The following is a 19,487-nucleotide window of genomic DNA, read 5'->3' as shown; positions in this document are numbered from 1 at the left end:
CGCATGGCCCAGATCCCCAGCAAGGAACAGATCATGGAATGGGTCGCGGAACATCCCGACGCCAATTCCAAGCGCGACATCGCCAAGGCCTTCGGCATCAAGGGCGCCGAACGGATCGAGCTGAAGCGCCTGCTGAAGGAGCTTGAGGGCGAGGGCCAGCTGGAGCGCCGCCGCCGTCACTACCTGGACGCCGAACGCCTGCCCCCGGTCGCGGTGCTGGAACTGCTGCCGCCCGACGGCTCGGGCGACCTGTTCGCGCGCCCGCTGGAATGGCACGGCGACGGCCCGATGCCGCGCATCCACTACGCCCCCCGCGACAGCGACCCCGCGCTTGGCCGCGGCGACCGCTTCCTGGGCCGCCTGGTCGAGGTTCTGGGCGAGGATTACCAATACCAGGCCCGCCTGATCCGCCGCATCACCGCAGCCCCCCACCGCATCACCGGCATCTTCCGCAAGGAAGCCGAAGGCGGCCGCATCGTCCCCATCGACAAGGGCCAGGACAAGGAATGGCGCGTCCGCCCCGACGCGACCCTTGGCGCGCAGAATGGCGAACTGGTGCAGGCCGAACAGATCGGTCCCAAGGGCCGCCTGGGCCTGCCGATGGCGCGGATCATCGATCGGCTGGGCGACCCGTCCGCCCCGCGCGCCGTCAGCCTGATCGCCATCCACCAGCACGGAATCCCCGACGATTTCCCCGACGCCGTGATCGCCGAGGCCGAAGGGGCCAAGCCCGCTACCATGAAGGGCCGCGAGGATCTGCGCGACCTGCCCCTTGTGACCATCGACCCTTCGGACGCGCGCGACCATGACGACGCGGTGGCTGCCCATGTCGAGGACGACGGCGGCGCCACCATCTGGGTCGCCATCGCCGACGTGGCCCACTACGTCACCCCCGGCTCCGCCCTGGACCGCGAGGCCTGGCTGCGCGGCAACTCCACCTATTTCCCCGACCGGGTGGTGCCGATGCTGCCCGAGGCGCTGTCGGCGGATCTGTGTTCGCTGCACGAAGGCGTGGACCGCCCGGTGATCGCCGTGCGGATGCGGCTGGACGCGCAAGGCAACAAGATCAGCCACAATTTCCACCGCGGCACCATGCACAGCCGCGCCTCGCTGTCCTATGAGCAGGCCCAGGCGGCGGCGGACGGCAATCCCGATGCGCAAACGGAACCGCTGATGGACAGCGTGATCCGGCCCCTGTGGCACGCCTATGGCCTGCTCAAGGAAGCCCGCGCCCGCCGCCAGCCGCTGGATCTGGACCTGCCCGAACGCCGGATCGAACTGACCCCGGACGGCCGCGTGAAATCGGTCAACTTCCGCGAACGCTTCGACGCCCACCGCCTGATCGAGGAGTTCATGGTGCTGGCGAACGTCGCCGCCGCCGAGGAACTGACCCGCCGCCAGCGCCCCCTGCTGTTCCGCGTCCATGAGGAACCGAGCCTCGCCAAGATCGACGCGCTGCGCGAGGTGGCCCAGGCCTCGGGCTTTACCCTCGCCAAGGGGCAGGTGCTGCACACCAGCCACCTGAACCGCCTGCTGGCCCAGTCCGAGGGCACCGATTTCGACGAACTCATCAACATCAGTACGCTGCGGTCGATGACGCAGGCCTATTACCACCCGGAAAACTTCGGCCATTTCGGTCTGGCGCTGAAAAGCTATGCGCACTTCACCTCGCCCATCCGCCGCTATTCCGACCTGGTCGTGCATCGTGCGCTGATTACCGGGCATGGCTGGGGCAAGGACGGGCTGTCGCCCCAGGACATGGAGCGGTTGTCGGAAACCGCGACCCATATCAGCGAAACCGAACGCCGCAGCATGGCGGCCGAGCGCGACACGACCGACCGCTATCTGGCAGCCTTCCTGTCCGAACGCGTGGGGACCGAGATGACCGGCCGGATCAGCGGCGTCCAGAAATTCGGTCTTTTCGTCAAGCTGGACGAAACCGGCGCCGACGGGCTGCTGCCGATCCGTGCGATCGGGCAGGAATATTTCCATTTCGACCCGGACGCCCATATGCTGATCGGCAGCGACACGGGGCTGGAGATCGGCTTGGGCCAGCGCGTCACCGTCAGGCTGGCCGAGGCGATCCCGATGACCGGCGGCCTGACGCTGGACCTTCTGGAACTGGACGGCCAGCCACTGCCGCGCGGCCCGCAAAAGGGCCGCCGCGGCCGCAGCCCCCGGCCCATGCCCACCAAGTCCCGCCTGGCCGAGATCAAGCGCGCGACCAAGCGCCGCCGCAAGAAATAGCCCTGCGGCTTTTGCCTTGGCCCAAATATCCCAGGGGGCGCGGGGGACTGGTCCCCCGCTTCCTTAACTCTCCCGGAAAGCCCGGTTGAAGTAATCCGCCAGCGGCTTCATCAGATAGGCCATCGGGCTGCGCTCGCCGGTCTGGATATAAACCTCGACCGGCATACCGGGCACCAAGACCAGATCGCCCAGCTTGGCCAGCTGGTCGGCGGGGATCGTCACCTCGGCCCGGTAATAGGGCATCCGCGTCGCCTCATCGACCATCGCGTCCGCCGACACCCGGCCCAGAACCCCGTCGATCTCCGGCGTGGTGCGGGACGAAAAGGCCGAGAAGCGCAGCACCACCGGCTGGCCCACCTGCACCTCATCGACGTTGATCGTGGCCAGGCGCGCGCTGACGACCAGCGGGCGGTCCTGCGGGATCACATAGAGGACCGGATCGGCGGGCCGGACGACCGACCGGGGCGTCGTCACCTGCATGTTGTAGATGATGCCGGCGGCAGGCGCGCGGATGTCCAGGCGGTTGATCTGCTCGATCAGGCTGCGGCGGCGCTCGGCCAGTTCCAGTTCCCGATAGCCTTGGTCGCGCAGTTCGGTTTCCGCTTCCTCGCGGCGTTCGGCGCCAAGGCGCAGGCGCTGGATGTCCAGTTCCGTTTGCCGCGTCTCGGCCGCGGCGCGGCTGGCCTTCAGCTCGCCCACCTGGCCGTCCAGGCTTGCCGCCTCGCGCTGCAAGGCCAGCACGCGGGACGCCTGCGCCAGGCCGCGATCCAGCAGGGATTGCTGGTCCACCAGTTCCTCGCCGATCAGGTCGCGCTGGCGGTTCAGGGCGACGATCTGCGCGTCGATGCCCTCGACCTGCTGGCGGACCTGTTCGGATTGCTTTTCCAGCTGCTCGATCGACTGGCGCAGCGTGTCGCGGCGGGTTTCGAACAGGCTGCGCTGGCCGTCGATCAGGGCTTGCAGATCGGCATTCCCTTCGGCAGTGGCCAACAGTTCGTCCGGAAACTGCATCGTTCCGGCATCCGCACGCTCGGCCTCCAGCCTGCCGCGGCGGGCGAGGATCTCGAAATACTGCCCCTCGACGATGGCGTGTTCGGTGCGCAACAGGTTGCCGTCCAGACGGATCAGGGGCTGGCCCGCCTCGACCGTCTGGCCGTCCTTGACCAGGATCTCCTCGACCACGCCGCCGTCAGGGTGCTGGACGACCTGGCGCTGTTGTTCGACCTCGACCTGGCCCGAGGCGACCACCGCGCCCGCGATCCGGCTTTGCATCGCCCAGAAGGTAAAGCCCCCCAGCAGCACCCCGATGGCGACCAGACCCGTCAGCAGGGTGCCGCGCACGGACCAGCGGCCCGCATCGGGCGGGGCGATCGGCCTGGGCGGCGCAGGCGGCTGGACCGGAGGCGCCGGCTGGGCGGGGGCCGCGGCGGCTGCGGGACGCGGGGCCGGGCCGGGGATCGGTCCCTCGACCGGGGCGCCGATGCGGCTGGACAGGATGCCGGTCTGGATGCCCGAGGGTCGCGGCGGGGGGGTCTGGCCCTCGTCGGGCTTTTTCGTCTCGTCGCTCATGACACGCCCCCCGTGCGGCCGGTTTCCTGCGATTTCAGGATCTGCTGCGAATTCTGCACCATTTCCTGCAGCACCTTGTCGCGCGGCCCGAAGGCCCGGCGGATGCCCTGTTCCATGACCAGCAGCAGTTCGCATTCGTTGATGGCGGCGGGCCGGTGCGCCATGATGATGACGCAGCCGTTCTGCGCCTTGACCCGGCGTATCGCCGCGTTCAGCGCCATCGAGCCTTCGTTGTCCAGGTTCGAGTTCGGCTCGTCCAGGACCAGCAGCACCGGGTCGGGATAAAGCGCGCGGGCCAGCCCGATCCGCTGGATCTGCCCCCCCGACAGGCGCCCCGCCGCCTGGCTGATCCGCGTGTCATAGCCCTGCGGCAGATCCAGGATCATCTGATGCGCCGCCGCCGCCTGCGCCGCGCGCACCACGCGGGCCGGGTCGGGTTCGGGCGCAAGCCGGGCGATGTTCTCGGCGATGGTGCCGTCGAACAGCGTCACCTGCTGGGGCAGATAGCCGATCAGGTTGCCCAGCACGTCCGGGTCGTACTGGTCCAGCGTCGCGCCCCCCAGGCGGATCGACCCCGCGCCGACCGGCCAGGCCCCGATCAGCGCGCGGGCCAGCGTGGACTTGCCCGCCCCCGAAGGCCCGATCACGCCAAGCGCCTGGCCCGGTGCCAGACTGAACGACAGGCCGCGCACCGTCGCCACGTTCTGCCCCGGAGGCGCGACGGACAGCTGGCGCACCTCGATCGTGGCCTCGGGGCGGGGCAGGGGGGTGTGCGTGACCTGCGCGGGCTGGCGCGACAGCAGCCGGGCCAGCCGGTCCCAGGCATCCTGCGCGGTCTGCACGGCGGGCCAGCCGCCGACAAGCTGTTCGACCGGGGCAAGCGCCCGGCCCATCATGATGGAACTGGCGATCATCGCGCCGGGCGTCACCGCCTGTCGCAGCACCAGCCAGGCACCCGCGGCCAGCATCGCGCTTTGCAGGAACAACCGGAAGCTCTTGGAAAAGACCGTGAAGCCCGACGACAGGTCGGCGCCGCGCACCGCCTGGTCCTGCGCCTCGGACCTCGCCTTGCGCCAGCGGGCATAGGTGGCGCTGCGCATCCCCAGGGCGCCGATCACCTCGCCCTCGTCGCGATACAGATCCGCCATGCGCTGCGCCTGCGCCGACGCGACGTTCGACTGTTGCAGGGGCACCTTGGTCAGCGACCGGTTGGCCATCGTCGTGAGAACAAGGATCGCCCCGCCCACCGTCGCCACCACGCCCAGCAGCGGATGAAAGATATAGACGGCAGCCAGGAACAGCGGCGCCCAGGGCAGGTCGAAGGCCGCCAGCAGCACGGGCGAGGCGATCAGCCGCTGGACTGCGTCCAGGTCGCGCATCCCGCTGGCCGCGGCCGCCGATTCGTCGCCCGAAATCGCCCCCTCGCGCAGGGCGGCGGTGAAGACGCGCCCTTCCATCCGGTCCTGGAAGCGGGCGGCGATCCGCTGCATCACGCGGGTGCGGATGAAGTCGATGAAGCCCATCAACAGGAACAGGAACACCACCAGCACGAACAGCGCCGTCAGCGTCTCGACCGAGCGCGAGGCCAGCACGCGGTCATAGACCTGCAGCATGAACAGCGGCCCGGTCAGCATCAGCATGTTCACCACGGCGGAAAACAGCGCGACCGCCCCGAACAGCGGCAGCCCCGCGGCGCGCGCGCTGCGCAATTCCTTTGCTCCATCCTGGAAAACAGGCGGTCTGCTCATCTGTCACATTCCTTGTCGTCTGCCCGGCGGCCTTGCTGCCGGACCTGCGCACCAGTATTCCGAAGCCACGTGCCGCGACCCGAATCCTGAGAGATTCCTATACCCGTCCTACGTCCAAAAGGTTAGGAGATCCTTTGCGCCCCTTGTCCCTTGCCGCCCCGCTGGCCCTTTTCCTGGCCTTGGCGGGTTGCGCGTCGAAGCCTGTGATGCAGGACGGCATCCAAGTCAACGACCCCTTCGAGGCGCAAAATCGCCGCGTCCATGTCTTCAACAAGGCCGTGGACGCCCGCGTGATCGGGCCGGTCGCCCGGCTGGCATCGGGCGGGGACGATGCGGCGGGCGGGCCGGGCGCGATGGATCCGGTGATCAACGCAGGCGCCAACCTGTCGCTGCCCGGCAAGGTCGCGAACAGCCTGCTGCAAGGCCGTCCAGAACCCGCGATCAAGAATTTTTTCCGCTTTGCCGTCAACACGACGCTGGGAATGGGTGGCCTGTTCGACCCGGCCGGCCGCGACTTCGGCCTGCCCGAGCATGACACCGATTTCGGCGAGACGCTGGCCGTCTGGGGCGTGCCCGAGGGCGCCTATCTGGAACTGCCGGTCCTGGGGCCATCGACCCAGCGGGATGCGGCGGGCAAGGTCGTGGATCTGGTCATCGACCCCCTGTATCATGTCCTGAACCGCGATGCGGCATGGGCGGCTTTTGGCCTACGCGCGGCCTCAAAAGCCGGTGATCGGGCGCGTTTCGACGACACGGTGGATAGCGTCCTGCAGGACAGTGCGGATAGCTATGCGCAACTGCGGCTGATCTATCTGATGCACCGCCGCCACGAACTGAACGAAGGGGGAACCGAGATTGACCCATATGCCGAGGCTGCAGCAGGCGGTGCCATCGACCCTTATGCCGAATGACCGGCGCGGCTTCCTGACGCTGCTGGGCGCCGCGGCGCTGACGCTGGCGCCGGTGCGCGGCTGGTCCCTGGATGCCGGTCAGGCCCGCGCGCTGATCGACACCGCCCTGGGCGAGGTTTACCGGGTCATCAACTCGGGCCAGCCCCCGGCGCAGATGTATCGCGATTTCGAATCGATCTTCGTGCGCTATGCCGATGTGGACGTGATCGCCCGATCCGCCCTTGGTCCCGCCGCGCGGCAGGCCGATCCGGCGGCGCTGGCGGGCTATACCCGGGCCTTCCAGGGCTATATCGGCCGCAAATACGGCAAGCGGTTCCGCGAGTTCGTCGGCTCCAGGATCGAGGTGACGGGCGCGCGCCCGCTGAAAAGCTTCTACGCCGTCACCTCGGTCGCCTATCTGAACGGCCGCGCCCCGATGGAGGTCGAATGGCACGTGTCGAACAAGTCGGGCCAGGACAGGTTCTTCAACATCATCATCGAGGGCGTGAACATGCTGGCCAGCGAACGTGCCGAGATCAGCGCGATGCTGACCGCGCGGCGGGGGGATCTGGCGGCACTGACGGCGGATTTGCAAGCGGCGGGGTAGGCCGCCTGCGAGGGGATCACAGCAGGAAGTCGCTCGCGCCAAGGCCAGCCTGGCCCATGACGGCGACCTCGAAATCCGCCACACGGTCGCCGTTGACATCGGCGCGGACGATCAGGTTCGCGCCCGCCTTGACATACCAGACCGCATTGGCGTCGGCCGCCGCACCCGAGAAGTCGAAGGCCTGATTGCCGGCGATCCGCGTATTCGCGTCCAGGGCGCGCAGGTCGATGTCGTCCACGCCGCTGCGCAGGTCCAGGATGCGGTCGCGGCCCGCGCCCCCGGTGCTGTCCGACAGGGCGTTGAAGACGAACACGTCGCGCGCGGCGTCCAAGCCGCCCGACAGCACGTCCGTTCCGGTCCCGCCAGTCAGCATGTCCTGGCCAGCGGCTCCGTTCAGGATGTCGTTTCCACCGCCCGCGACAAGCTGGTTGGCCGCCGCATTGCCGGTCAGGCTGTTGTTCAGCGCATTGCCCGTCCCGTTGATGGCGGCATTCCCTGTCAGGATCAGGTTTTCGACATTGGCCGACAGCTGGACGGTTACGCTTGACCGCACGGTGTCGGTGCCCTGGCCCGCCGCCTCGGCCACCAGGTCGCCGGGGTTGTCGAGGACATAGGTGTCGTTGCCTGCCCCGCCGCGCAGCAGGTCGATGCCCGCGCCGCCGTTCAGCCAGTCGCCGCCCTCGCCGCCCGCCAGCGTATCGTTGCCCGCCCCGCCATCCAGGCTGTTCGCGCCCGCATTGCCGGTCAGGACGTTGTGCAGGGTGTTGCCCGTCCCCCAAAGATTGGCCGTGCCCAGCAGGACCAGGTTTTCCACCTGAACGCCCAGGGTTGCGCCCATCGAGGCGCGGACCGTATCGGTGCCCTGGTTCCAGTATTCGGAAATCACGTCCGCCGTGCTGTCCAGGACATAGACATCATCGCCGGTCCCGCCGCGCAGGGTATCGGCGCCCGCGCCGCCATCCAGCCAGTCGTTCCCGATCCCGCCGTCGAGCAGGTCGCCATCGGTGCCGCCCGACAGGGTGTCGTTGCCGCCGTTCCCGAACAGGCTGTCCATCCCCAAGCCGCCCACCAACTGGTTCGCCGCCTCGTTCCCGGTCAGGCGGTTGGCCAGCAGGTTGCCGATCCCGTTGATCGCGGCGTTGCCGGTCAGGATCAGGTTCTCGACATTTCCGGCCAAGATGTGGGTGAAGCTGGCGTTGACGGTATCGGTGCCGCCACTCGCCAGTTCGACCACCTGGTCGCCGGGGGTCAGATGGTAGATGTCGTTACCCGCGCCGCCCGTCAGAACCTCGGCCGCGCTTGTGCCGCGAAGGATGTCGTTCCCGGTGCCGCCGGTGGTCAGGTTATCGTCAAGGATGCGGATTTCGATGACCTTCAGGCTGCCGCCGTCTTGGAAGCTGACAGAGCTATACCCCAGGTCCACGACCAGATAGGCGGTTTCTGTGCCTTCCTTCATGCCATCTCGGGCAGCCGATACGGTGAAGAAATCCTGTTCGGTCGTTGGGAAAGTGCTGCTGACGTAGAAAGAACCGCTGCCGGATAGTGCGCCTATGTCGGCGGCTCCAGCGGTTCCGCCCTGAGTGGTCGTATAGTAGGTCCAGCTTGCACTATGGCTGGTCAGCCCCAGGAAGCTGAGAGTAACGGCAAGACCCTCACCTTCGCGAAGGTTAATTACGTCGGGAACAGAAAGCATTGCATAGGTTGTCGGAACAAAATTCAAACCGCCTACTATTTCAAATGACGTATCGAATCCCAACTCGCGAAGTTCGTCCGTTGTGTAAGTGCGCTCGTAACCAGCTTTATCTTTGACCACAACCTCAACGATATCTACATCACCGTTGGTATTTGTAGAATGATGGAACCGGCTCGTGGTAACACTTGCGTCTTCTGCATTGTCATGATAGCTATCGGATACAATTAAAAGATTATAATTATAGTAGGGGCTTGAACTATCAGAAAAAGAAAAATTATACCTCAGATCCCTATCGAACCATATAATAACCGACTCAATTCCCCAAATTGCTTCCACTTCGGCGGAATAAGAAACTAAAGTATTTCCTGCAGAAAGGTCAATTTTCGTCGGGAGGCGCAAATTGGTAAGATCGATCTGTGGAGTACTAGACATCTACTGACACCTTCAAGTTCCGCAAATAGGATGACGCGGATAAGCTAAAACTTAGCTTACCAAGACAGAAGTAAGGTTAGTCGCTGCAACCCTATCAACTTCATAGCATAGAGTCTCTATTCTATTAAAATGTGGTTCGTGGCAACGATAAAGTACTAAAGTCATGCTTTAGCAGGATTGGTAAGGCTTTGCAGTCTCCCAAAGGTTGCAGTGCATAGTAACTAATTCTCCCCCAGGATCCCGTTCAACGCCCGGCTCAGCGCATCGTCCGAACTCGCCGTGCTGCTGTCGCCCGGGATCTGCGGCGCCGTCACCTGGGTCGGCGCGCCCCCGCCCGGATTGGCCGAATTGACCGCCCCCGCAAGCGCCGCCGCCAGGGGATCGTCCGCCGACCCCGAGGTCACGACCCTCGGCGCGCCCTCGTTCGACAGCAGGATGCCGCTGCCGTCGGGGGACACCGTGGACAGGGGCAGCTCCGGCAACCCTTCGTGGATGTCGGACATGACCGCCTGCCAGATCTCGGCGGGCAGGCCGCCGCCGGTGACGCCCTTCAGCGGCGTGTTGTCGTCATAGCCCATCCAGACGCCCACGACATACTGTTCGGAAAAGCCCACGAACCAGGCGTCGCGATAGCTGCTGGTGGTGCCGGTCTTGCCCGCGACGGGACGGCTGCCCAGCTTGGCGCGGGTGCCGGTGCCGCTGTCGATCACCTGTTGCATCATGTAGATCAGCTGGCCCGCCGCGCGCTGGCTGATGACCCGCGCGCCCATCCCGCCCGCCTGGCCCATCAGCGGCTGGTCGTCACCCGCGATGCGCAGTTCCACCAGCCCATAGGGCGCGACCGAGGTGCCGCCGTTGCGGATGCCCGCATAGGCGCCGGTCAGTTCCATCAGCGTTGCCTCGGACGCGCCAAGGCCCAGCGAGGGGCTGGTGGTCAGGTTGCTGACGATGCCGAAGTCGTGGGCGATGCGGCGCACCGCGTCGCGGCCCACGGTTTCCTGCAGGCGGATGGTGGCGGTGTTCAGCGACTGCTTCAGCGCGGTGGTCAGCGTGACGTTGCCGTAATAGCGGCGGGTATAGTTCTGGGGCGACCAGGGCTTGCCGCCGGGGATGCGGATGGTCAGCGGGCCGTCCTCGACCCGGTCGCCGGGACCGTAGCCTGCCTCAAGGGCGGCGGCATAGACGAAGGGCTTGAAGGAGGACCCGGTCTGGCGCTTGGCCTGAACGGCGCGGTTGAAGGCGCCGTTCACGGTGGTGTCGCGTCCGCCGATGATCGCGCGCACGGCGCCGTCGGCGGACATCACGACCACCGCGGCCTCGGCCTTGGAGTTGTCGCTGACCTTTTCGTCGAAGATGCGCTTCAGCGCCCGTTCCGCCGCCGTCTGGATGCGCGGGTCGAAGGTGGTGCGGATCGTCACGTCCTCGGTCGTTTCGCTGGTCAGGAAGCCGGGACCGGATTCCATCACCCAGTCGGCGAAGTAACCGCCCGCCCGCGCCGCGGCCGCCTGGGACAGCCGCGCGGGGTTGGCGCGGGCTTGGGCGACCTCCTCCTCGGACAGGTAGCCTTCCTCGCCCATCAGGCCCAGGACGACATTGGCGCGTTCCTGGCTGCGCTTCAGGTTCGCGGTCGGCGCGAAATAGCTGGGGGCCTGCAACAGGCCCGCCAGCATCGCGGCCTCGGACGCGGTCACGTCGGAGGCGGGCTTGTTGAAATACCGCTGGCTTGCCGCTTCGAACCCGCGCGCGCCGCCGCCCATGTAGGAGCGGTTCATGTAGATGCTGAGGATGTCGTCCTTGGAATACTTGGCTTCCAGCGCGAAGGAATAGGGGACTTCCTTGATCTTGCGCCACAGGCTGGTGACGCGGCAGTCCTGCTCGAACTCGGCCTCGTTCTTCCAGCGGATCGGGTCGAAGGTGTCGCCCAGGCACAGAAGCTTCGCGACCTGCTGGGTGATGGTGGACCCGCCATTGCCCTCCAGCGGGCCGCGGCCTTCGGCCATGTTGATCTTGATGGCGCTGGCGATGCCGACCGGATCGACGCCCAAGTGCCAGTTGAAGCGCCGATCCTCGGTCGCCATCACGGCCTGCTTCAGGACCGGGGCGATCTTGTCGCCGGTGACGGCGCCATAGGTCTCGCCGCGCCAGGCGAAGACCTTGCCGTCCTGGTCCAGCATGGTGACGGAGCCGCGGGCGCGGGCGTCGAACAGCGCCTCGGGTTCGGGCAGGCTGGCATAGAAATAGGCGGTGGCGCCGCCCACGATCAGGACCATGACCATGGCAAGGCGCCAGGCCGACCCCCAGAGGATGCGCCAGACCAGGCCCACGGTGCCCGCGACGGTGCGGACCACGACATTGCCGCGCCGGGGCGCCTTGTAGCGGCGGACCTGCGGTTTCGCCTCGGCCGGGGGCGTGCGCTTGTCGGCAACGGGGCTGCGGCCCGTGCGCTTCGGGGTGCCGGTCGGTCGTTTCATGCGTCGGATGCCTGCGTGACTGCCCAAGGCCGTTATCCGGCCGAATTGCGCGCCACCCTACAGCAAGAATCGCCCGGGGGGAATTACCCTGACCAACCCGTGATTTGCGCATGGAAAAGGCCCGGCAGCGATGCCGGGCCTTTGCGGGGTTGCAGGGCGCCTCAGTTGTAGGCGTTTTCGCCGTGGGTGGTGATGTCCAGGCCCTGGCGTTCTTCGGTGTCGGCCACGCGCAGCCCGATCAGCGCCTTGACGATGTGGACGGCCACAAAGGACACCACGCCCGACCAGAGGATCGCGATCACCACGCCGAGTGCCTGATTGTAAACCTGCCCGCCCATCGAGAATTCAGCCACCGCATTCGCGCCGTAATCGAACACGCCCGTTCCGCCCAGGGACGGCGCGGCAAAGACGCCCGTCAGGATCGCGCCGACGATGCCGCCGATGCCGTGGATGCCGAACACGTCCAGGCTGTCGTCGATGCCCATGCGCGGCTTGATGCTGATCACGAACCACATGCACAGCAGGCCCGCGACCAGGCCGATGGCGATGGCGCCCATGGGACCCACGAAGCCCGCCGCCGGGGTGATGCCCACCAGGCCCGCGATGGCGCCCGAGATGCCGCCCAGCAGGCTGGGATGGCCGCGGAAGGCCCATTCGCCGAAGGACCAGGCCAGCACGCCCGCGGCGGTGGCGACGGCGGTGTTGATCATGGCCAGGGCGGTCAACCCGTTGGCTTCCAGGTTCGACCCGGCGTTGAAGCCGAACCAGCCGATCCACAGCAGGCAGCCGCCCACCAGGGTGAAGGACAGGTTGTGCGGGGCCAGCAGTTCCTTCTTGTAGCCCAGGCGGGGACCCGCGACCATCGCGGCGACCAGGCCGGCCACGCCCGCGTTGATGTGGATCACGGTGCCGCCCGCGAAGTCCAGCGCGCCATGGCTGAACAGCAGCCCCGAAGGCGCGTCATAGGCGGACGGCCCGCCCCACCACCAGACCATGTGGGCCATCGGGATATAGGAAAAGAAGAACCAGATCACCACGAACAGCAGGATCGCGCTGAACTTCAGCCGTTCCGCCGTGGCGCCCACGATCAGGGCCGAGGCGATGCAGGCGAAGGCCATCTGGAAGATCACGAAGGACAGTTCGGGGATCACCACGCCCGCGCTGAAGCCCTCGATGTTGGACGCGGTGGTGACGCCCCCCAGGAACATCTTGGACAACCCGCCGACATAGGGGGTGAAGAAGGTCACGTCCTCGGCCGTGCCCGCGCCGGTGAAGGCCAGCGAATATCCGAAGGCCACCCACAGGATCACCATCAGGCTGAACACGGACAGCACCTGCATCAGCACCGACAGCATGTTCTTGGCCCGCACGAGGCCCCCATAGAACAGCGCCAGGCCCGGCAGGGTCATCATCATCACCAGGATGGCCGAGATCAGCATCCAGGTCGTGTCGCCCTTGTCCGGGACCGGAGCGGCAGCCTCGACCGCGACAACGGCGTCCTGCGCGAAACTGGGCACCGCGAGCAGCATCGCGGCCATTGCAACAAAGGGAGCAGCCCTTTTCATCATCGATTCCCCTTCAACGCGGCACCGGTCGCGCCGCCGATGCCTTCTGATGGGGGGCTTTGGCGGTCTTGCACAGGCTTCAGGCAGGCTGAGGAAAGGGCCAGACGCGGATTGCCCGATTTCCAGGCTTCATGAACGGCTGCCGCATGAAATACAGGCAACCCATGTCTGAGGGGCACCCGCCTGCCGTGCATCGCTTTCAGCGAAAGCCCTGAATTGGCGAGCAAAGGCCAGGGCCAAGCCCGGGGCGGCCTGTTGCGGCAGGTCTGCATGGTTCACGGTCTTTGCCGGGGCCTGCCCCAGCGGGACAGCGCCTCAGGCGACCCGGCGGACCACGAAATCGGCCATGTCCGCCAGCATGTCCCGGATCGGATGGGGGGGCAGCCTGGTCAGCGCCGCCTTGGCCGTGGCGGACCAGCGCAGGGCGTCGGCGCGCGCGGCCTCCATCGCGCCGTGGCGGGCCAGCAGGGACAGGGCGTGGTCCAGGTCGCCGTCGCGCTGGTCGCCCGATTCAATGACGCGCGACCAGAAGGCGCGTTCCTCGGGGCTGGCTTTCGCGACCGCCTTGATGACCGGCAGGGTCAGCTTGCGTTCGCGGAAATCGTCGCCCACGTTCTTGCCGATGGTTTCCGTGGCCCCGCCGTAATCCAGCAGGTCATCGACGATCTGGAAGCTGATCCCCAGGGCGTCGCCGTAATCGAACAGCGCCCGAACCTGATCGGGGCTTGCCCCCGCGATGACGCCGCCCACCTCGGTCGCGGCGGAAAACAGCGCGGCGGTCTTGCCGCGCACGACCTTGAGATAGACCCCTTCGTCCGTGCGCAAATCCTGGGCAGCGGTCAGTTGCAGCACCTCGCCCTCGGCGATGGTGGCGGCGGCGTTCGACAGGATCTCCAGCGTGCGCAGGTTGCCGGGTTCCACCATCAGCTGGAAGCTGCGCGCGAACAGGTAGTCGCCCACCAGCACGCTGGACTTGTTGTCCCACAGCAGGTTCGCCGTGGGCCGCCCGCGCCGCTGGCGGCTTTCATCGACCACGTCGTCATGCAGCAGGGTCGCGGTGTGGATGAATTCGACCGTGGCGGCCAGGTGGATGTGATAGGGGCCGCCGTATCCTATGATCCGCGCGGCGGCCAGCGTCAGCATGGGCCGCAGCCGCTTGCCGCCCGCCTCGATCAGATGGGCCGTCACCTCGGGGATGCGGGGGGCGTGTTCGCTGGACATCCGGTCGCGGATCAGGGCGTTCACCGCCTCCATCTCGGCGCTCAGCGCCTCTGCCAGCCGGTCCAGCGGTTTGTGGACGTTTTCCTGCACACCCATGGCCTTGCCCCCTTGACGCGCCCGTCCCTTGCCACGCCCTCGACTTTTGCGCAACCGCCGCCTAGCGTTTCGCCCATGAAAGAGCTTTTCCGCAGCAACGATCCCGTCCGCATGTCCCGCGCCCTGACCCTGCTAGAGGACGAGGGCATCCCCGCATTCCCCATGGACCAGCACATGAGCGTGCTGGAAGGATCGCTGGGCATCCTGCCGCAGCGGCTGATGGTGGCGGACCGCGACGAATTCATGGCCCGCGCCATCCTGCGCGATGCCGGCCTGGATGAGTGACCTTTCCTGCGACGGCTTCCTGAACGGGCGGCTGCGGGTGGCGCAGCCCCGACGCGGTTTCCGGTCAGGGGCCGACGCGGTGATGCTGGCGGCGGCCTGTCCGACGGTCGCGGGCCAGGCGGTGCTGGAACTGGGATGCGGGGCCGGGGTCGCCAGCCTGTGCCTGGGCTGGCGGGTGCCGGGGCTGCGGCTGGCGGGGTTGGAGTGGCAGGCGGATTATGCCGACCTGGCGCGGCGGAATGCCGCGGCGAACGGCATCGCCATGGAGGTGCTGACCGGCGACGTGGCCCGCCCGCCGGCCGAGTTGCGGGCGCAGGTCTTCGACCATGTCATCGCCAATCCCCCGTATTTCCTGGGCGGGACGGCGGCGCCGGACGGGGGCCGGGCCATGGCGCGCCGCGAGGACACGCCGCTGGCCGCCTGGATCGACGCGGGCCTGCGCCGGTTGCGGCCCGGAGGGGTGGTGACGCTGATCCAGCGGGCCGACCGGCTGGACGTTATCCTGGCCGCCTTGGGCGCGCGCGCCGGATCGGTTGCGATCCTGCCCGTCGCGGGGCGCGCGGGGCGCGACGCCGGGCGGGTGATCGTGCAGGCGACCAAGGGCGCGCGAGGGCCGCTGCGGCTGCTGGCGACCTTTGTCATGCATCGCGAACCGGCCCATGCGGGCGACCGGGAAGACCTGACCGAGGCCGCGGCGGCGGTTCTGCGCAACGGTTCGCCACTGGTGCCCTTGTTTGCAAAAGTCTCGTGACAGAATCGAAAGCCTGTGCTGCAATCCTTCTGTTCGATTCAACCTATACAGGAGAACGCGATGTCGGTTGCTTCCCATGTCGAGGAACTGCGCAAGAAACACCAGGTGCTTTCCGATGCCGTTGAAAAAGAACAAAGAAGCCCTGGATCCAGCGACATGCAGATCAAGGCCATGAAGCGCGAAAAACTTCGGATCAAGGAAGAGATTTCCCGACTGTCACACTGACCTGTTGAACGGTGACCCTTTCAAGGCGGCCCGCGCGATCTGCGCGGGCCGTGGTCTTTTGCCGCATCGCCTCAGGCGAAATACTGCCCGCCGTTCGCGGTGATGGTCGATCCGGTGATGAAGCCCGCCTGGTCCGAGGCCAGGAACACCACCGTGCGCGCGATCTCCTCAGGCTCGCCCAGGCGGCCCACCGGGATCTGCGGGATGATCCTTTCGGCCAGCACCTTTTCGTCGATGGCCTTGACCATCTCGGTCGCGATATAGCCGGGGCAGATCGCGTTGACGGTGATGCCCGCCCGCGCGCCTTCCTGCGCCAGCGCCTTGGTGAAGCCCAGGTCGCCCGCCTTGGCCGCCGAGTAATTCGCTTGCCCCGCCTGACCCTTTTGCCCGTTGATCGAGCTGATGTTGATGATCCGCCCGAACTTGCGGTCGCGCATCCCCGACCAGACCGGATGGGTCATGTTGAAGACGCCGGTCAGGTTGGTGTCGATCACCTCTTTCCACTGCTGCGGCGTCATCTTGTGGAACATCGCGTCGCGCGTGATGCCCGCGTTGTTGACCAGCACGGCGATCGGGCCAAGCTCCTCCTCGATCTGCCGGATACCGGCCGCGCAGGCGTCGTAATCGGCGACCGACCATTTATAGGTCTTGATCCCGGTTTCCCCGGTAAAGGCCTGCGCGGCCTCGTCGTTGCCCGCATAGGTGGCGGCGACGGTATAGCCCGCATCCTGAAGCGCCTTTGAAATCGCCGCGCCGATGCCGCGCGACCCCCCGGTGACAAGTGCAACCCTGGACATTGATCCTCCCCCTTAAAAATCGGTCCTGAAATATTGCTACAAGACAAGCAGATGGCGCGCAATATCATTGCGCGCCAAATCGCCTATCGTTCGATGCACATGGCCACGCCCATGCCGCCGCCGATGCACAGCGTGGCCAGGCCCTTGCGGGCGTCGCGGCGCTTCATCTCGAACAGAAGGGTGTTCAGGACGCGCGCGCCGGATGCGCCGATGGGATGGCCGATGGCGATGGCGCCGCCGTTCACGTTCACGATGGCGGGATCCCAACCCATGTCCTTGTTGACCGCGCAGGCCTGGGCGGCAAAGGCCTCGTTCGCCTCGACCAGATCCAGATCCCCCACGGACCAGCCGGCCTTTTCCAGCGCCTTGCGGCTGGCCGGGATCGGGCCGGTGCCCATGATCGCCGGGTCCAGCCCCGCCGTCGCATAGGATGCGATGCGCGCCAAGGGCGTCAGGCCTCGGCGGTTCGCCTCGTCCTCGGTCATCACCATGACCGCCGCCGCGCCGTCGTTCAGGCCCGACGCGTTGCCCGCAGTGACCGAGCCGTCCTTGGAAAAGGCGGGGCGCAGCTTCTGCATGGCCTCGATGGTCGCGCCCGTGCGGATGTATTCATCCTTGTCCACCACCGTGTCGCCCTTGCGGGTCTTGACGGTAAAGGCGACGATTTCATCGTCGAAGCGGCCCGCCTTCTGCGCGGCCTCGGCCTTGTTCTGCGAGCCGAGGGCGAATTCGTCCTGCTGGTCGCGGCTGATCTGCCATTTGTGCGCGACGTTTTCGGCCGTAGTGCCCATGTGGTAATTGTTGAACGCGTCCCACAGCCCGTCGCGGATCATCGTGTCGATGAACTGCATGTCGCCCATCTTCTGCCCCGCGCGCAGATAGGTCGCGTGCATCGACATCGACATGCTTTCCTGGCCGCCTGCCAGGACGACCTTGGCATCGCCTTGGGTCACCTGCTGCGCGGCCAGCGCCACGGCGCGCAGCCCCGACCCGCAGACCTGGTTGATCAGCCAGGCCGCCGACTCCTGCGGCAGGCCCGCCCTGATATGCGCCTGGCGGCCGGGGTTCTGGCCCTGTCCCGCGGTCAGCACCTGGCCCAGGATGGTCTCATCGACCTCGGCGGGGTCGATCCCGGCGCGGGCCACGACTTCTTTCAGCACGGCAGCCCCCAGGTCATGCGCCGGGATATTGGCGAACGATCCCATGAAGCTGCCGACCGCGGTGCGGGCGGCGGAAACGATAACGGCTTTGGTCATGACAGGCTCCCTTTCCCTCAAGGCCAGATCACTGGCGAGTCGGGGCTAGGATGCGGGTTCGTGCCGCAACGTCAAGGACATCCCCCGAAAGGGGCAGCCGTTCCTTATCGCAGCGCGACCGAAGGCGGGGATTTCCAGGGCGGCGCGATGGTCGGCGCCCCGAAGTAATAGCCCTGCAGGCAGTCGATGCCGCTGTCGATCAGGAAGCTGGCGTCGTCGGCGGTTTCCACCATCTCCGCCACGGTGAACATGTCGAAGTGATGGGCGATGGACATCAGCGCCTGACACAGCACCTGGTTGTCGGGATGGGTCGAGATTTCCCGGATGAACTGCCCGTCGATCTTGATCATGTCGAAGCAGAAATCGCGCAGATACCGGAACGAGGTATAGCCCGCCCCGAAATCGTCCAGCGCCAGGCTGATCCCATGGCGCTGCACCTCTCGCATGAAGGATTTCACCTCGTCCGGCAGGCCCATGGCCGAGCTTTCGGTGATTTCCAGGATCAGCCGTTCGGCGGCCTGCGGATCGGCGGCGACACCTTCGCGCAGGATATGCATCCATTCGGGATAGCCGATGGAGCGCGCCGACATGTTGATGGACAGCCGCAGCGACGGATCCTCGGACAAGGCCTTCAGGCCCAGCGACAGGGCCAGGCAGTCGATCTGCCGTCCCAGTTCGGTGGTTTCCGCCACCGGCATGAAGTCGCGCAAGGGCACCATGCGCCCCGAATCGTCGATGATGCGGATCAGCCCTTCGTAAAAGGCCGGGCGGTTGGTCCGTTGCGCCTGCACGACGGGCTGGAAGGCCAGCACGCCGTTTCCCTTTTCCACCGCAAGCCGGACCGATGGCAGGGTCAGCCGGCTTTGCTGGTCCATCGCAAATTCCAGCGGAGAGCCTTTTCCAGGCGGGTTCGTGTTGGTCACGTCTGGCCCCTTGTCACGCAATCATTCCGTGTTTCGTGATAGCCATGATCGCCTAATTTGCCGTAAACGCGCAGGGGTTTCTGGATTAAGGGTTAACACATGATGACCGACCGCTGTCCCTGGTGCGGGACCGACCCGCTGTATGTCGCCTATCACGACACCGAATGGGGCGTGCCCGAACGCGACGGGCGCGCGTTGTGGGAAAAGCTGGTGCTGGACGGGTTCCAGGCCGGGCTGTCCTGGATCACCATCCTGCGCAAGCGCGAAGCGTTCCGCGAAGAATTCGACGGCTTCGATCCCGAACGGGTGGCCCACTGGGACGGCGCGCGCATCGACCGCGCCCTGCAAAACCCCGGCATCATCCGCCATCGCGGCAAGATCGAATCGGCCGTGAAGGGCGCGCGGCTGTTCCTGGAGATCGAATCGCAGGGGGGATTCGCGCCCTGGCTGTGGTCCTTCGTGGGCGGCCAGCCGATCCAGAACCGCTTTGCAGGCATGACGCAGGTTCCGACCGCCACGCCCGAATCGACGGCCATGTCCAAGGCGTTGAAAGCGTGCGGCTTCGCCTTTTGCGGGCCGGTGATCACCTATGCCTTCATGCAGGCGACGGGGATGGTGAACGACCACCTCACGACCTGCCACCGCCACGCGCCACTTAGAGCGCCTGACAAAACCGCTGCTCATACGTTGGTGGGCCATGAGCAAGCCCCT

At 66.5% G+C, this 19,487-nt stretch carries 16 protein-coding genes; 7 read left to right on the top strand and 9 right to left on the bottom strand.

What is annotated here, in order from left to right; genetic code table 11:
• The first annotated feature begins 3 nt into the window (after positions 1-3).
• Positions 4-2,247, top strand: a complete 2,244-nt coding sequence (gene rnr / locus GIY56_RS16030; RefSeq protein ID WP_154765872.1) for a ribonuclease R — start codon at positions 4-6, stop codon at positions 2,245-2,247.
• A gap of 63 nt (positions 2,248-2,310) precedes the next feature.
• Here the strand turns inward: rnr and GIY56_RS16025 are convergent, their stop codons facing one another.
• Together GIY56_RS16025 and GIY56_RS16020 are read right to left on the bottom strand one after the other, a co-directional pair.
• Entirely contained in the window at positions 2,311-3,816 is a 1,506-nt protein-coding gene (locus GIY56_RS16025; protein ID WP_154765871.1) for an HlyD family type I secretion periplasmic adaptor subunit, read from the bottom strand.
• Positions 3,813-5,564, bottom strand: coding sequence for a type I secretion system permease/ATPase (locus GIY56_RS16020; protein ID WP_154765870.1), 1,752 nt, complete (start codon positions 5,562-5,564; stop codon positions 3,813-3,815). The genes GIY56_RS16025 and GIY56_RS16020 overlap by 4 nt, the downstream gene beginning before the upstream one ends.
• A 206-nt stretch (positions 5,565-5,770) precedes the next feature.
• Between GIY56_RS16020 and GIY56_RS16015 the strand changes: the two genes are divergently transcribed.
• Entirely contained in the window at positions 5,771-6,475 is a 705-nt protein-coding gene (locus tag GIY56_RS16015) for an MlaA family lipoprotein (protein WP_154765869.1), read from the top strand.
• Positions 6,465-7,061, top strand: coding sequence for an MlaC/ttg2D family ABC transporter substrate-binding protein (locus GIY56_RS16010; RefSeq protein WP_154765868.1), 597 nt, complete (start codon positions 6,465-6,467; stop codon positions 7,059-7,061). Before GIY56_RS16015 ends, GIY56_RS16010 begins: the two co-directional genes overlap by 11 nt.
• A 16-nt stretch (positions 7,062-7,077) precedes the next feature.
• On the opposite strand, the gene GIY56_RS18900 is transcribed toward GIY56_RS16010, so the two are convergent.
• The 4 genes from GIY56_RS18900 to GIY56_RS15990 form a co-directional block, all read right to left on the bottom strand.
• Positions 7,078-8,517: a calcium-binding protein gene (locus tag GIY56_RS18900; protein ID WP_196053665.1), complete on the bottom strand. Its 1,440-nt coding sequence runs from the start codon at positions 8,515-8,517 to the stop codon at positions 7,078-7,080.
• 890 nt (positions 8,518-9,407) lie between these two features.
• Positions 9,408-11,657: a transglycosylase domain-containing protein gene (locus GIY56_RS16000; protein ID WP_154765866.1), complete on the bottom strand. Its 2,250-nt coding sequence runs from the start codon at positions 11,655-11,657 to the stop codon at positions 9,408-9,410.
• 161 nt (positions 11,658-11,818) lie between these two features.
• Positions 11,819-13,222 (bottom strand): ammonium transporter, encoded by a 1,404-nt coding sequence (locus tag GIY56_RS15995; RefSeq protein WP_230312574.1) that lies wholly within the window; start codon positions 13,220-13,222, stop codon positions 11,819-11,821.
• Between the two features lie 315 nt (positions 13,223-13,537).
• Positions 13,538-14,539 (bottom strand): polyprenyl synthetase family protein, encoded by a 1,002-nt coding sequence (locus tag GIY56_RS15990; RefSeq protein WP_154765864.1) that lies wholly within the window; start codon positions 14,537-14,539, stop codon positions 13,538-13,540.
• 75 nt (positions 14,540-14,614) lie between these two features.
• Here GIY56_RS15990 and GIY56_RS15985 point away from each other — a divergent pair, with 75 nt between their 5' ends.
• The 3 genes from GIY56_RS15985 to GIY56_RS15975 are packed head-to-tail and all read left to right on the top strand — an operon-like array spanning position 14,615 to position 15,800.
• Positions 14,615-14,824 carry a putative signal transducing protein gene (locus GIY56_RS15985; protein ID WP_154765863.1) on the top strand — a complete coding sequence of 70 codons (210 nt, stop codon included), beginning with the start codon at positions 14,615-14,617 and terminating at the stop codon, positions 14,822-14,824.
• On the top strand, positions 14,817-15,575 hold the full coding sequence (locus GIY56_RS15980; protein ID WP_154765862.1) for a tRNA1(Val) (adenine(37)-N6)-methyltransferase: 759 nt from the start codon (positions 14,817-14,819) through the stop codon (positions 15,573-15,575). Before GIY56_RS15985 ends, GIY56_RS15980 begins: the two co-directional genes overlap by 8 nt.
• A 60-nt stretch (positions 15,576-15,635) precedes the next feature.
• Positions 15,636-15,800, top strand: coding sequence for a YdcH family protein (locus tag GIY56_RS15975; RefSeq protein ID WP_154765861.1), 165 nt, complete (start codon positions 15,636-15,638; stop codon positions 15,798-15,800).
• 71 nt (positions 15,801-15,871) lie between these two features.
• Here GIY56_RS15975 and phbB read toward each other — a convergent pair whose 3' ends face one another.
• From phbB to GIY56_RS15960, 3 genes are all read right to left on the bottom strand, one after another.
• On the bottom strand, positions 15,872-16,597 hold the full coding sequence (phbB, locus tag GIY56_RS15970) for an acetoacetyl-CoA reductase (protein ID WP_154765860.1): 726 nt from the start codon (positions 16,595-16,597) through the stop codon (positions 15,872-15,874).
• Between the two features lie 83 nt (positions 16,598-16,680).
• Positions 16,681-17,853 carry an acetyl-CoA C-acetyltransferase gene (locus GIY56_RS15965; protein ID WP_154765859.1) on the bottom strand — a complete coding sequence of 391 codons (1,173 nt, stop codon included), beginning with the start codon at positions 17,851-17,853 and terminating at the stop codon, positions 16,681-16,683.
• Between the two features lie 104 nt (positions 17,854-17,957).
• Positions 17,958-18,728 carry an EAL domain-containing protein gene (locus tag GIY56_RS15960; protein WP_154765890.1) on the bottom strand — a complete coding sequence of 257 codons (771 nt, stop codon included), beginning with the start codon at positions 18,726-18,728 and terminating at the stop codon, positions 17,958-17,960.
• A gap of 147 nt (positions 18,729-18,875) precedes the next feature.
• On the opposite strand from GIY56_RS15960, the gene GIY56_RS15955 reads away from it, so the two are divergent.
• The coding region (locus GIY56_RS15955) for a DNA-3-methyladenine glycosylase I (RefSeq protein WP_196053664.1) at positions 18,876-19,487 on the top strand (612 nt) is incomplete at its 3' end.

The organism is Paracoccus lichenicola (assembly GCF_009708075.1).
In the GTDB taxonomy this organism is placed as follows: domain Bacteria; phylum Pseudomonadota; class Alphaproteobacteria; order Rhodobacterales; family Rhodobacteraceae; genus Paracoccus; species Paracoccus lichenicola.
The sequence above is the reverse complement of the archived record's forward strand: the minus strand, read 5'-3'. Positions and strand labels throughout refer to the sequence as shown.